At 59.3% G+C, this 12,802-nt stretch carries 12 protein-coding genes; 10 read left to right on the top strand and 2 right to left on the bottom strand.

Translation table 11 applies throughout. The annotated features are described in order from the left end of the window. Nucleotides 1-179 precede the first annotated feature (179 nt). A complete protein-coding gene (locus H0Z09_RS27065) occupies nt 180-1,400 on the bottom strand; it encodes a CaiB/BaiF CoA-transferase family protein (protein ID WP_186694902.1) in 1,221 nt (406 codons plus the stop codon). Between the two features lie 12 nt (nt 1,401-1,412). Next, complete coding sequence (locus H0Z09_RS27060) at nt 1,413-2,594, bottom strand: acyl-CoA dehydrogenase (protein WP_186694900.1); 1,182 nt, start codon at nt 2,592-2,594, stop codon at nt 1,413-1,415. A gap of 157 nt (nt 2,595-2,751) precedes the next feature. Between H0Z09_RS27060 and H0Z09_RS27055 the strand changes: the two genes are divergently transcribed. From H0Z09_RS27055 to H0Z09_RS27010, 10 genes are all read left to right on the top strand, one after another. Then, complete coding sequence (locus H0Z09_RS27055) at nt 2,752-3,672, top strand: LysR family transcriptional regulator (protein WP_186694898.1); 921 nt, start codon at nt 2,752-2,754, stop codon at nt 3,670-3,672. Nucleotides 3,673-4,103: 431 nt separating this feature from the next. Beyond that, the gene (locus H0Z09_RS27050; protein ID WP_186694895.1) at nt 4,104-5,225 is read left to right on the top strand and encodes a Re/Si-specific NAD(P)(+) transhydrogenase subunit alpha; all 1,122 of its coding nucleotides are present in this window, start codon (nt 4,104-4,106) and stop codon (nt 5,223-5,225) included. A 15-nt stretch (nt 5,226-5,240) separates the two neighbouring features. Continuing rightward, the gene (locus tag H0Z09_RS27045) at nt 5,241-5,561 is read left to right on the top strand and encodes an NAD(P) transhydrogenase subunit alpha (protein WP_025854291.1); all 321 of its coding nucleotides are present in this window, start codon (nt 5,241-5,243) and stop codon (nt 5,559-5,561) included. Then, the gene (locus tag H0Z09_RS27040; protein WP_076952256.1) at nt 5,561-6,997 is read left to right on the top strand and encodes an NAD(P)(+) transhydrogenase (Re/Si-specific) subunit beta; all 1,437 of its coding nucleotides are present in this window, start codon (nt 5,561-5,563) and stop codon (nt 6,995-6,997) included. The genes H0Z09_RS27045 and H0Z09_RS27040 overlap by 1 nt, the downstream gene beginning before the upstream one ends. A gap of 234 nt (nt 6,998-7,231) precedes the next feature. After that, on the top strand, nt 7,232-8,725 hold the full coding sequence (locus H0Z09_RS27035) for an acetyl-CoA hydrolase/transferase family protein (RefSeq protein WP_076952255.1): 1,494 nt from the start codon (nt 7,232-7,234) through the stop codon (nt 8,723-8,725). Nucleotides 8,726-9,043: 318 nt separating this feature from the next. Beyond that, nucleotides 9,044-9,256 carry a DUF1127 domain-containing protein gene (locus H0Z09_RS27030; RefSeq protein WP_076952254.1) on the top strand — a complete coding sequence of 71 codons (213 nt, stop codon included), beginning with the start codon at nt 9,044-9,046 and terminating at the stop codon, nt 9,254-9,256. 341 nt (nt 9,257-9,597) lie between these two features. Further along, complete coding sequence (locus H0Z09_RS27025; protein ID WP_186694893.1) at nt 9,598-9,918, top strand: DUF2388 domain-containing protein; 321 nt, start codon at nt 9,598-9,600, stop codon at nt 9,916-9,918. Nucleotides 9,919-9,998: 80 nt separating this feature from the next. Then, nucleotides 9,999-10,307, top strand: a complete 309-nt coding sequence (locus H0Z09_RS27020; RefSeq protein WP_186694891.1) for a DUF2388 domain-containing protein — start codon at nt 9,999-10,001, stop codon at nt 10,305-10,307. Nucleotides 10,308-10,345: 38 nt separating this feature from the next. Beyond that, a complete protein-coding gene (locus tag H0Z09_RS27015) occupies nt 10,346-10,666 on the top strand; it encodes a DUF2388 domain-containing protein (protein ID WP_076952251.1) in 321 nt (106 codons plus the stop codon). Next, the gene (locus H0Z09_RS27010) at nt 10,663-12,624 is read left to right on the top strand and encodes a DUF4105 domain-containing protein (RefSeq protein WP_186694889.1); all 1,962 of its coding nucleotides are present in this window, start codon (nt 10,663-10,665) and stop codon (nt 12,622-12,624) included. Before H0Z09_RS27015 ends, H0Z09_RS27010 begins: the two co-directional genes overlap by 4 nt. The last annotated feature ends 178 nt before the right edge of the window (nt 12,625-12,802 follow it).

Raw genomic sequence — 12,802 nt, 5'->3', positions numbered from 1 at the left:
GCATAACTCTTTGTTTACCAAGGAGTTTTCCGTTTCGACTGCGCCGGAAGTGGGGCGAATTATAGACTTCCAGAATCTGCCGTCAACCCTTAATTTTGCTTTTTCTATCAGTTAGTTGGAATTGATTAAAAAACCATCAAAAACTGATCAAACAACGCCTTCTATATAGAAGAAGAGGTTCAGATAACACCCGCGACCTTCAGGGCAGCCACATTACGCTCGCCCAACCCCAACACCTCCTGCAGCACCTTGGCCGTATGCTCTCCTAAAAGAGGAGGCGCATTGCGGTACTCCACTGGCGTTTTGGATAACCGTATCGGACTTGCCACCTGAGGCACCATCCCTGCCAACGCATGCGGCAGCGCCATGGCCAAACCGCGCGCCTTGACCTGAGGATCGGAAAACACCTGCGCCAAGTCATTGATCGGCCCACAAGGCACACCAACCCGCTCCAGCTGCGACACCCACTCAGTCGTCGTCTTGAATACAGTAGCCTGACGAATCAACGGAATCAGCTCCGCCCGATTCGCCACCCGCACCTTATTAGTAGAGAAGCGCGGATCATCTGCCCACTGTGACTGCCCAGCCACTTCAGCAAACTTGCGGAACTGGCTGTCATTACCCACCGTCAGGATGAAGCCACCATCAGCGGTAGGAAAATCCTGATAGGGCACGATATTCGGATGAGCATTCCCCAGGCGCCTCGGCGAATCACCCGTTGTCAGGTAATTCATCGCCTGGTTCGCCAGGCAAGCCACCTGCACATCCAGCAACGCCATATCGATATGCTGCCCACCGCCGTCATGGTCCCGATGAGCCAGTGCCGCGAGTATCGCCACAGTCGAATAGAGTCCCGTAAGAATGTCGGTCAGCGCCACGCCAACCTTCACCGGCCCAGCGCCGTCATCACCCTCGGGCCGGCCGGTCAGGCTCATAAGCCCGCCCAGCCCTTGAATCATGAAGTCATAACCCGCGCGTGTCGCATACGGCCCTGTCTGACCAAAGCCGGTGATCGAGCAGTAAATCAGCTCCGGATTGATCTCCTTGAGCGACTCATAGTCCAGCCCATACGCCGCAAGGCCACCGACCTTGAAGTTCTCGATCAGAATGTCCGACCTGGCGGCTAGGTCACGCACCAGTGCCTGCCCCTCTGGCCGCGTGAAGTCGATAGTCACCGACTGCTTGTTGCGATTGGCCGACAGGTAATACGCCGCCTCACTGGTGTTCTCGCCATAGGCATCCTTAAGGAAGGGCGGCCCCCATGCGCGCGTGTCGTCACCGCTCCCCGGACGTTCAACCTTGATCACCTCAGCCCCGAGGTCCGCAAGAATCTGCCCGGACCAGGGGCCCGCCAGTACTCGCGATAAGTCCAGTACCCGCAGATGCGAAAGCGCGCCCATGCCGTGCTCCTATTAATAAAACGCCTGAAGACCGGTTTGCGCGCGCCCAAGAATCAGGGCATGCACGTCGTGCGTACCTTCGTAGGTGTTCACCACCTCCAGGTTGACCAGATGGCGCGCCACGCCGAACTCGTCGGAAATACCGTTGCCACCCAGCATGTCGCGCGCCATGCGTGCGATATCCAGAGACTTGCCACACGAGTTGCGCTTCATGATCGAGGTGATCTCGACCGCCGCAGTCCCTTCGTCTTTCATACGCCCCAGACGCAGGCAGCCTTGCAGGGCCAGGGTGATCTCGGTCTGCATGTCAGCCAGCTTCTTCTGGATCAACTGAGTCGCCGCCAGTGGACGGCCAAACTGCTGGCGATCAAGCGTGTATTGGCGAGCGGTGTGCCAGCAGAACTCAGCCGCACCCAACGCACCCCAGGAGATGCCATAACGCGCGGAGTCAAGGCAGGTAAAAGGCCCCTTCAGGCCACGCACGTCCGGGAAGATGTTCTCTTGCGGCACGAACACGTTATCCATGACGATCTCGCCGGTAATGGAGGCGCGCAGCCCGACCTTGCCGTGAATCGCCGGCGCGCTCAGACCTTTCCAGCCTTTCTCCAGGACAAAGCCACGGATATCGCCAGCATCGTCCTTGCCCCACACCACGAACACATCGGCGATCGGGCTATTGGTGATCCACATCTTCGCGCCCGTCAGGCTGTAGCCACCCTCGACTTTGCGCGCACGGGTAATCATCGCACCCGGGTCGGAACCATGGTTGGGCTCGGTCAGGCCGAAACACCCGATCCATTCGCCAGACGCCAGCTTCGGCAGGTACTTCTGTTTCTGCGCCTCAGTGCCGAACTCGTTGATCGGGACCATGACCAGTGACGACTGCACGCTCATCATCGAGCGATAGCCAGAATCGACGCGCTCCACTTCGCGCGCAATCAGTCCATAGCTGACGTAGTTCAAGCCGCTGCCACCGTATTGCTCGGGGATCATTGCGCCGAGTAAACCGGTCTCGCCCATCTCACGGAAAATGGCGGGGTCTGTCTGTTCATGGCGAAAGGCTTCGAGCACACGCGGCGCCAGCTTGTCCCGGGCAAATTGCTCAGCGCTGTCGCGCACCATGCGTTCTTCTTGGGTGAGCTGTTGATCCAGCAGCAGTGGATCAATCCAGTTGAAGCTTGCCTTGCCAGCCATGAATAAGCCCTCGCGGAAGAAATCGGAAGTCGTGAAAGCAGCCTAGGCTCGACAGCCTCAGAGGGCAAACGAGGTTTACGCATAAGGTTGTGCTAATTTCTCACTTCGTAACGACCAGGAAGGGCGCATAGGCGCTTTATAAGTGAGGACACGGTATATGCGCAGAAAAATTCCCAGTACCACCGCCCTCGTCAGTTTTGAAGCCGCAGCCCGCCACGAGAGCTTTACCAAGGCCGCGCACGAGCTTTCGATTACCCAAGGCGCCATCTGTCGACAGATCGCCAGTCTTGAAGAGTTTTTAAGTGTCGAGCTGTTTCGCCGCTCAAGGCGCGGGGTGAAGCTGACGGAAGCGGGGCTGTCCTATAGCCGTCGCGTCGCCACGCAGCTGGACGCGGTAGAGCGCGACACGCTGTCCGTCATGGGGCAGCAAGGCGCCAACACCATCGAATTGGCCGTGGTCCCCACGTTCGGCACTCAATGGCTGATACCTCGCCTCAAGGATTTTCAGCGTCAACATCCGCAAGTCACCCTCAACCTGACCAACCGCACACGCCCGTTTCTATTTGCCGACACCGAATTCGACGCGGCGATCTACTTCGGCGATGCCGATTGGTCCGGCACTGAATCCCACCGACTGATGGGAGAGAACCCTGTGCCGGTGTGCAGCCCCCGACTACTGGGCAGCGCACACCCGTTCAGCCCCCAACAAATTGCGGAACTGCCCCTGCTGCAGCAGACCACTCGACCCTACGCTTGGCGCCAATGGTTCAATGCCCAACAGCTGAGCGTACCTCGCGACATGACAGGCCCGCGTTACGAGCTATTCTCGATGTTGTCCCAGGCAGCCATGCATGACATGGGGATCGCGCTGATTCCCCCGTTCCTCATCCAACGCGAACTGGAGGAGCGTCAATTGGTGATCGCCTGCACCGAGGCGCTGGCCAGCTCCAAGGCTTACTACTTGATGATTCCCGACAAAAAAGTCGAATCAGCCTCTCTTCAGGCATTCAAGAACTGGCTGATCGATCAGTCGCAGCGCTATAGCATCAATAGTGCAGGGCTCCAACCAAGCCTCTGACTTTGTAGTCAGTTAATTTGGAATCCTACAGATGTACGTATATGTCGCATTTGAACAGACTGTATCTGTTCTTCAGCAACAAAGCTCAAAGCCATGCGCTACATAGCTTTGAGCGACTATTACGAGCCAATGAACGACCATTCATGGCAACCATGGGAAAATGCTGAAAAAACGCAGTAAAGCCTGTAAGCGACTGTATTTAAATCAGTTATTCCAACTACTTGCGACAATCAGTCACAGGGTGACTTGTAGTTAATTTTTCGTCACCCGTCATAATTCCTTGAAGGCCGTAAAGTTCGCCTGCAAAATGCCGCGCCCCGCTGTCATTTCAGCGGGATCGTGCTGATCGGCCGCCCCAGTTGCGCCACTCGCGGTGCACTGGCCTTTTTACAAAAAGATCAAAAGCAAAAAGATCATGCAGGAGATTTGACGTGCACATTGGTGTTCCTCTCGAAACCCAGACCGGTGAAACGCGGGTGGCTGCCACCCCGGAAACCATCAAGAAGCTGATCGGCCAGGGCCATAAGGTCACTGTACAAAGCGGAGCCGGCATCCAGGCCAGCGTCGTCGACAGTGCCTATGAAGCGGCAGGCGCGACCATTGGCAGCGCCAACGATGCGTTTGGCGCCGAGCTTATTCTCAAAGTGGTTGCCCCCAGCGACAGCGAACTTGCGCTGATCAAAAGCGGCACCGTGTTGGTGGGCATGCTCAACCCGTTCAGCAACGAAACCATTGCCAAGCTCGCTGAGCGCGGCATTACCGCCTTCGCCCTCGAGGCTGCACCGCGCACATCGCGGGCCCAGAGCCTCGACGTGCTGTCATCCCAGGCCAACATTGCGGGCTACAAGGCTGTGCTGCTCGCCGCCCATCACTATCCGCGCTTCATGCCGATGCTGATGACCGCCGCAGGCACCGTCAAAGCGGCGCGCGTGCTGATCCTCGGCGCCGGTGTTGCAGGCCTGCAGGCCATCGCCACGGCGAAACGCCTGGGTGCCGTGATCGAAGCGTCTGACGTACGCCCGGCGGTCAAGGAGCAGATCGAGTCCCTGGGCGCCAAGTTTGTCGACGTGCCCTACGAAACCGACGAAGAGCGTGAATGCGCGGTCGGTGTCGGCGGTTACGCGCGCCCGATGCCGACCAGCTGGATGCAGCGCCAGGCCCTGGCCGTGCACGAGCGCGCCAAGCAAGCCGATATCGTCATCACCACCGCGCTGATTCCTGGCCGCAAGGCACCCACCCTGCTGAGCGCCGAGACCGTTGCACACATGAAGCCGGGCTCGGTGGTCATCGACCTTGCCGCCGCCCAAGGCGGCAACTGCCCGCTGACCGTCGCCGATCAAGTGGTGGTGGAGAACGGCGTGATCATTTGCGGCCCGACCAACCTGGCCGGGGCCGTAGCCGCCGATGCTTCTGCTTTATACGCACGCAACCTGCTGGACTTCCTGAAGCTGGTCTTCAACAAGGATGGGCAGTTTGAAATCAACCTCGAAGACGACATCGTCGCCGCGTGCCTGATGTGCCGCGACGGCCAAGTCATCCGCAAAAACGCCTAAGCAGGGATTCAGACGATGGAAGAGCTTATCTCCCCCGGTATCTACAACCTGATCATCTTTGTGCTGGCGATTTATGTCGGTTACCACGTGGTCTGGAACGTCACCCCCGCGCTGCACACGCCGTTGATGGCGGTCACCAACGCCATCTCGGCGATCGTCATCGTCGGCGCCATGTTGGCCGCGGCCCTCACCGTGACTCCGCTGGGCAAAACCATGGGCACCCTGGCCGTGGCACTGGCGGCAGTCAACGTGTTTGGCGGCTTCCTGGTCACCCGCAGGATGCTTGAGATGTTCAAGAAGAAAGCGCCCAAAGTTAAAGAAGAGGTGCAGAAATAATGAGTATGAATCTGGTCACGACGCTGTATCTGATTGCGTCGATCTGCTTCATCCAAGCCCTCAAGGGTCTCTCACACCCGACCACTTCACGGCGCGGCAACCTGTTCGGCATGCTTGGCATGGCGCTGGCGGTGCTCACCACCGTGGGTCTGATCTATAAGCTCGGCGCCGAGCTTGCAACTGCCGGTATCGGCTACGTGATCGTTGGCCTGCTGGTCGGCGGCACTGCCGGCTCGATCATGGCCAAACGCGTAGAAATGACCAAGATGCCGGAGCTGGTAGCCTTCATGCACAGCATGATCGGCCTGGCCGCGGTGTTCATCGCAATTGCCGCGGTGGTCGAGCCGCAATCCCTGGGCATTGTCAAACTCTTGGGCGACGCGATTCCTGCGGGCAACCGCCTGGAGCTGTTCCTTGGTGCGGCCATCGGCGCAATCACCTTCTCCGGTTCGGTGATCGCGTTCGGCAAACTGTCGGGCAAGTACAAGTTCCGCCTGTTCCAGGGCGCACCGGTACAGTTCGGCGGCCAGCACAAGCTGAACCTGGCACTTGGCCTCGCCACGCTGGGCCTGGGCCTGGCGTTCATGTTCACCGGCAACCTAACCGCCTTCGCGCTGATGCTGGCCCTTGCCTTTGTATTGGGCGTGCTGATCATCATCCCGATCGGCGGCGCAGACATGCCGGTGGTGGTGTCGATGCTCAACAGTTACTCCGGCTGGGCGGCGGCGGGTATCGGCTTCTCGCTGAACAACTCGATGCTGATCATCGCCGGTTCCCTGGTGGGTTCAAGCGGCGCGATCCTGTCGTACATCATGTGCAAGGCGATGAACCGTTCCTTCTTTAATGTGTTGCTCGGCGGTTTCGGCAACACGCCAGATGCCAGCGCCGCTGCAGGATCAAAAGAAGCACGCCCGGTGAAATCCGGGTCGGCCGACGACGCCACCTTCCTGCTGACCAACGCCGACACCGTGATCATCGTTCCGGGCTACGGCCTGGCAGTCGCTCGAGCGCAACATGCGCTCAAAGAGCTGACCGAAAAGCTGACTCACCGCGGCGTCACCGTGAAGTACGCGATCCATCCGGTGGCGGGCCGTATGCCCGGGCACATGAACGTACTGCTCGCCGAGGCCGAAGTGCCTTATGACCAGGTGTTCGAGATGGAAGACATCAACTCCGAGTTCGGTCAGGCCGACGTGGTGCTGGTGCTGGGCGCCAACGACGTGGTCAACCCGGCCGCCAAGAACGATCCCAACTCGCCGATTGCCGGCATGCCGATTCTCGAAGCGTTCAAGGCCAAAACCATCATCGTCAACAAGCGCTCGATGGCCAGCGGTTATGCCGGCCTGGATAACGAGCTGTTCTACCTGGACAAGACCATGATGGTCTTCGGCGACGCCAAGAAGGTCATCGAAGATATGGTCAAAGCCGTCGAGTAACACTGCTTCAGCGCAATACTCGAAACCCCGGCCTGCTATAGGCTGGGGTTTTTTATCGTTCCCGCGCTCTGCGTGGGAATGCATCCAGGGATGCTCTGCGTCCCGCTTTGCACGTACATGAAACCCGACCAAAGGCTCTAAATCGCCGCCTGGCATTCGACCATGGTAGCGGGCCGAAATCTTTTGAAATCACTAAACTGCGCATCTTGCTTCCGTAGCCCGAGATAACAATCCATGTACCGTGATCGTATCCGCTTGCCTTCGTTGTTGAACAAGGTCATGAGCGCGGCAGACGCCGCCGCACTGATCGAGGACGGCATGACCGTCGGCATGAGCGGCTTCACCCGTGCCGGTGAAGCCAAGGCCGTCCCCCACGCCCTGGCCGAACGCGCCAAGACTTCCCCGCTGAAAATCACCCTGATGACCGGCGCCAGCCTGGGCAATGACCTGGACAAGCAACTCACCGAAGCAGGCGTACTGTCGCGACGCATGCCGTTTCAAGTCGACAGCACCCTGCGCAAGGCCATCAATGCCGGCGAAGTGATGTTTATCGACCAGCACCTATCGGAAACCGTCGAGCAACTGCGCAACAATCAGCTCAAGCTGCCGGATATCGCCGTGATTGAAGCGGTCGCGATCACCGAGCTTGGCCACATCGTTCCCACCACTTCCGTCGGCAACTCCGCCAGCTTCGCGATTTTCGCCAAGCAGGTGATCGTCGAGATCAACTTGGCGCACAACCCGAACCTGGAAGGGTTGCACGACATCTATATCCCGACCTACCGGCCGACGCGCACGCCGATCCCGCTGGTGAAGGTCGACGACCGTATCGGCAGCACCGCAATCCCGATCCCTCCGGAAAAGATCGTTGCCATCGTCATCACCAACCAGGCCGACTCCGCCTCTACCGTGACGCCGCCAGACAGCGACACCCAAGGCATCGCCAATCACCTGATCAACTTCCTCAAGCAGGAAGTCGACGCCGGGCGCATGACCAACAAGCTCGGCCCGCTGCAGGCGGGCATCGGCAACATCGCCAACGCGGTCATGTGCGGGTTGATCGAATCGCCGTTCGAAGACCTGACCATGTATTCGGAAGTGTTGCAGGACTCAACCTTTGATTTGATCGATGCGGGCAAGCTGACCTTCGCGTCGGGCAGCTCGATCACCTTATCGGAACGCCGTAACGCCGACGTATTCGGCAATCTGCAACACTATAAAGACAAGCTGGTGCTGCGCCCGCAGGAGATCTCCAACCACCCGGAAGTGGTGCGGCGCCTGGGTATCATCGCCATCAACACTGCGCTGGAGTTCGATATCTACGGCAACGTCAACTCCACCCATATCTGCGGCACGCGCATGATGAACGGCATTGGCGGCTCCGGGGATTTCGCGCGCAACGCGCACCTGGCGATCTTCGTCACCAAGTCGATTGCAAAAGGCGGGGCGATTTCCAGTGTGGTGCCCATGGTCAGCCATGTGGACCACACCGAGCATGACGTCGACATCCTCGTGACTGAAGTGGGCCTGGCCGATCTGCGCGGCCTGGCGCCACGGGAACGCGCTCGGGTGATCATCGACAACTGCGTGCATCCGGCTTACCGCGATGCGCTGAACAGTTACTTCAATGCCGCTTGCGCTATTGGCGGCCACACGCCGCACATCCTGCGGGAAGCACTGAGCTGGCACATCAACTTGGAAGAAACCGGGCATATGCTCAAGGCGTGAGTGACACAGATGCGAGCTGATGGGCATACAGTTTCGTCAGCTCGGCTTCTTCATCTGCACTTCCTGAAAAAACTGTACTGCTGTACCGGTGCTTTCCTACCGAAATTTCTTACACAACACGCTGAAACTACCTATTTCGCACTGTTTGAGTGCGGACAGGTACAGTTGCCCCATTTCCGAACAGTACAGCACCCTTAAACAGTTAACTGCCCTCTCACAATACAGGTGAACTGTATCTGGAGAGTCTTGCGCGGGGAGAGGATCATTGGCATCAGTTAAACCACTACCTAATCCCGCCACAAGCGGAAGGATGTCATCATGGAACGTACACTCAGTTCCGATCTGTTCTCTGAAAAAGCTGTAAGCAACCAGTCCGCCATGCCTCTGCGCGTTCTCGCCAACCTTATGTTGTGGCAGCGCCGCATTTCCAGCCGCCATCAACTGGCTCGTCTGGATTCGCGTCTGCTGGCTGACGCTGGTATCAGCGAAGCTCAACGCTACGAAGAGCTGAGCAAGCCGTTCTGGCGCTAACTTAGCGCTCGCTGGCCCTGACCTGACGGGTCCACTGCCAGCACCCAGATTTGTCAAAACAAAGCCCGCCCCGGGACACCGAGGGCGGGCTTTGTTGTTTTCGAACCAGGCCTTTTCAACAGAGCCAGGTACAACACCAGTACAGTTTTTGTTTAATAGAAATTTTCATGTACAGTTTTGCATAGCCATAAACGCTACCAGAATAGATAAGCGGCGGCTTAATATCCGACCGTCACGTGGCGAACGGCGTCGAGCCCGCGTCTGACCTTTAATTAGAAGTCATGCTCTCTACAGTGGCCGCTCTGCGCCGCCTTATACCTACCATCCAAAGGAGTCATCCCATGTCCCGTCTTCGCCTGCTGAGTGCTGCCGCCCTGTTGAGCCTGGCCGCCAGCGCCAACGCCACTAGCTTCATCGTGACCACCGATTCCATCGTCGGCGCGCTGAAGGCCACTTCCGACGCCAGCTCGGACGCCACTTCGTCCCTGCGCGACAGCAAGGTCGTGCGCGCCGCCCGTGACGATGCCGCCAGCTTTGTCGCCAGCGAAGGGGCCATTCGTGGCGTGAAACTGGAAAGCGCGCTGGCCCAGATCCGTCAGCAAGCACCGCAACTCAATACCGCGTCTGACGCACAACTGGCCCAGGCCATCCTGGCCATCTGACGGCAGGATCGATGCCTGGGCACTGGCTCTCGCCCGGGCATTACGCTAGCCTTGACGCTCGCTTTCAGTTGTCGAGTCCCATGGCTTTTTCATACCGTCTTTTAATAGTGCCTGTGTTGCTTTGCACCGCCTGGTCACCGTCGGTTTCGGCCTTTGACCTGACCACCCAGGGCACCGTCGCGAGCGCGTACGCCACCAGCAAGGTGACTTCCGCGCCCTTCGACAGAAAAGTGATAATGGCCGCCCAGGACGACGCTGCCGCGTTTGTTGCCACTGACGGCCAATGGCGGGGCGCACGGCTGGAGTCAGCGCTGGATTATCTGCGCCGCAGCCAGCCAAAACTTAACGTCAGCGACCTTGAACTGGCGCAAGCAATTCTCGTCCAATAATCATCTTTGATTTCATCTTCTGTATTTGGAGTTATTCCATGCGTAGCCCGCTGATCGCCGCCACCCTTGGCCTGCTGCTGTTGGCCGACGTTGCCCAGGCGCAAACCCTGGTGGCCACCAGTAACATCATTGTTCGCGCCTCTGGCCGCACCATTGATTTCACCTCCGACACCACCACCTCCATCCGTGACTCCAAAGTCGTGCGCGAAGCCCACGATGACGCCGCCAGTTTCGTTGCCACCAACGGTGATATCCGTGGCGCTCGGTTGGAAGCTGCCTTCGACACCCTGCGCACACGCCTGCCGGAAGCCCGCGATGCCAGTGACCAGACCCTCGCAGAAGCCATCCTCGCACTGTGAGGCGAATCGCCACCTGGCTCCTGGCCGGGGCTGTGCTGCTGTGTGCGGGCGCGGCCCAGGCCAGCCTGCAGCTGCAGCTCAAGACCGAAGGCTTGAGCCCGGCTGAACAGCAGGCCAGCCAGGCGTTGCTCGACGAGGCGCTACGCTCGTTGCCGCCGCGCTTTATCGAGCAGTTGGACCGGCGCATCGATGTCGGCTGGACCGACAAAATGCCCGGAAACGCCTATGGGCAAGCTTCACTGGTGTCCGAGCTGGACCTCAACCGCAACCTGCTTGCCAGCCTGACCGATGGCAGCGCCGCCACCCAGAAAACCAATCGCCCCCACGGCACCGTGCGCCGGGAAATGCTCGCCACCGTGCTGCATGAACTGACGCACATCTATGACCGTGCGCGCCTGTGGTCCAAGGAAGACCGCGCGCTGATCAATCGCTGCAGCCGCCAGAACAACCTCACCGGCCTGATCGGTCTGCCTGATCAATGCCGTGGCCAGAACGGCCGACGCTTTACCCTCAGCGATGACCCGCGCCTGCTGGACCTTGCCGGCTGGCCGCAATACGTCGGTCGCCGCGGCGAAAGGGAACAGACCAACCATCAGGTCGCCCGTAGCCCGGACATTTACGAAACCACCAGCCCGCTTGAGTTCGTGGCGGTCAACATGGAGTATTTTCTCCTTGACCCGAGCTACGCCTGCCGCCGCCCGGCGCTATTTCGTTATTACAAGGAACACTTCGGCTGGGCCCCGCCGGAACAAGACACTTGCGCCAGCACCTACGCGTTCTTGAACGCGGGCAACGATTTCGCCAAGACCCCGCTGGGCCAGGTGGACCCGGAGCGCGTCTACGAAATCGACTATTTGCTGGCCGAAGCCAACCAGAACCTGGTCAGCCGCTGGGGCCACAGCATGTTGCGCCTGGTGATCTGCGCGCCGGGCCGGCCACGCGGGCCGGATTGCCGGCTGGATCTGGACCAGCACCTGGTGTTGTCCTACCGCGCTTTCGTCGGTGACGTACAGCTGTCGAGCTGGGATGGCCTGGTCGGCAAATACCCGTCGCGATTATTTGTACTGCCGCTGGCACAAGTGATCGACGAGTACACCAAGACCGAGCTGCGCGGCCTGGCCTCGGTCCCGTTGAAGCTGACCCGCCAGGAAATCAACGACACCGTCGAGCATGCCGCCGAAATGCACTGGAGCTACGACGGCAACTACTTCTTTATTTCCAACAACTGCGCGGTGGAGAGCCTGAAACTGTTACGCAGCGGCAGCGCCAATCCGCAACTGACCGGCCTGGATAACATCACCCCCAACGGCTTGCTCGAGGTTCTAAGCGCCCGCGGCTTGGCCGACACCAGCGTACTGGACGACAAACGCAGGGCACTGCGCCTGGGTTATCACTTCGACTCCTTCCGCGAACGCTACCAGGCCATGTTCGATGTATTGCGCAAATACCTGCCGATCAAGCAGACCCAGGTCGAAGACTGGCTTTCTCTCAGTGCGCAGGAGCGTCGCCAGTGGTTCGGCCAGGCGGACCTGCGCACCAGCGCTGCGTTATTGCTGCTTGAGCAGGCGAGTTTTCGCAAACAGTTGATGCTGGCCCAGGACGAGGTCAAGCAACGCTACCTCGGCGCCCGCGAGCTGAAAAACGGCGGCATGGAGAAAGCCAACGCCACGCTGCAACAGATCCTCGCCAACAGCGGCTTCCTCAGCCGCCCGGCCGAACTGCTGGGCAGCGGTGGCTACGGCCTGCCGCAACCTTCGGAGGCCAAGCGCCTGGAATCGGAAAGCGCCGAGCGCCAGAAGCAGTTGCAATCGCTGACCGGCGAGCTGGATAAAGAGGTGAGGGCGCTGCTGGATCCTTCCCGCGCCGCCGAAATTGCCGCGTGCGAAGCCAACCTCAAGCAGATCGGTGAACACCTGCGCACACTGCACAAAGCCGCCGGTGGCCTCGAACTGCCCTGAAAACCAAGGCTCAACAGAGTCCAAATGTGGGAGCGGGCTTGCTCGCGAAAGCGGCCTGTCAGTCGATGCATCATCAACTGTCAGACTGCATTCGCGAGCAAGCCCGCTTGTGTCTTGGGCAAGGATTAGACTGTGGGTGAGAGCGGTGAGTGGCAAGCTGAATGCCCGGAGTGCTTAA

The sequence above is a fragment of the Pseudomonas sp. SWRI18 genome (assembly GCF_014268345.1).
Lineage (GTDB): Bacteria > Pseudomonadota > Gammaproteobacteria > Pseudomonadales > Pseudomonadaceae > Aquipseudomonas > Aquipseudomonas cedrina.
This window is presented reverse-complemented; position numbering and strand designations above follow the sequence as displayed.

What these genes read in the sequence shown, in the direction of transcription:
- H0Z09_RS27055 (WP_186694898.1), top strand. Translation starts at nt 2,752, where the DNA reads ATGCGCAGAAAAATTCCCAGTACCACCGCCCTCGTCAGTTTTGAAGCC.
- H0Z09_RS27030 (WP_076952254.1), top strand. Translation starts at nt 9,044, where the DNA reads ATGGAACGTACACTCAGTTCCGATCTGTTCTCTGAAAAAGCTGTAAGC.
- H0Z09_RS27060 (WP_186694900.1), bottom strand. Translation starts at nt 2,594, where the DNA reads ATGGCTGGCAAGGCAAGCTTCAACTGGATTGATCCACTGCTGCTGGAT.
- H0Z09_RS27020 (WP_186694891.1), top strand. Translation starts at nt 9,999, where the DNA reads ATGGCTTTTTCATACCGTCTTTTAATAGTGCCTGTGTTGCTTTGCACC.
- H0Z09_RS27065 (WP_186694902.1), bottom strand. Translation starts at nt 1,400, where the DNA reads ATGGGCGCGCTTTCGCATCTGCGGGTACTGGACTTATCGCGAGTACTG.
- H0Z09_RS27015 (WP_076952251.1), top strand. Translation starts at nt 10,346, where the DNA reads ATGCGTAGCCCGCTGATCGCCGCCACCCTTGGCCTGCTGCTGTTGGCC.
- H0Z09_RS27025 (WP_186694893.1), top strand. Translation starts at nt 9,598, where the DNA reads ATGTCCCGTCTTCGCCTGCTGAGTGCTGCCGCCCTGTTGAGCCTGGCC.
- H0Z09_RS27045 (WP_025854291.1), top strand. Translation starts at nt 5,241, where the DNA reads ATGGAAGAGCTTATCTCCCCCGGTATCTACAACCTGATCATCTTTGTG.
- H0Z09_RS27040 (WP_076952256.1), top strand. Translation starts at nt 5,561, where the DNA reads ATGAGTATGAATCTGGTCACGACGCTGTATCTGATTGCGTCGATCTGC.
- H0Z09_RS27035 (WP_076952255.1), top strand. Translation starts at nt 7,232, where the DNA reads ATGTACCGTGATCGTATCCGCTTGCCTTCGTTGTTGAACAAGGTCATG.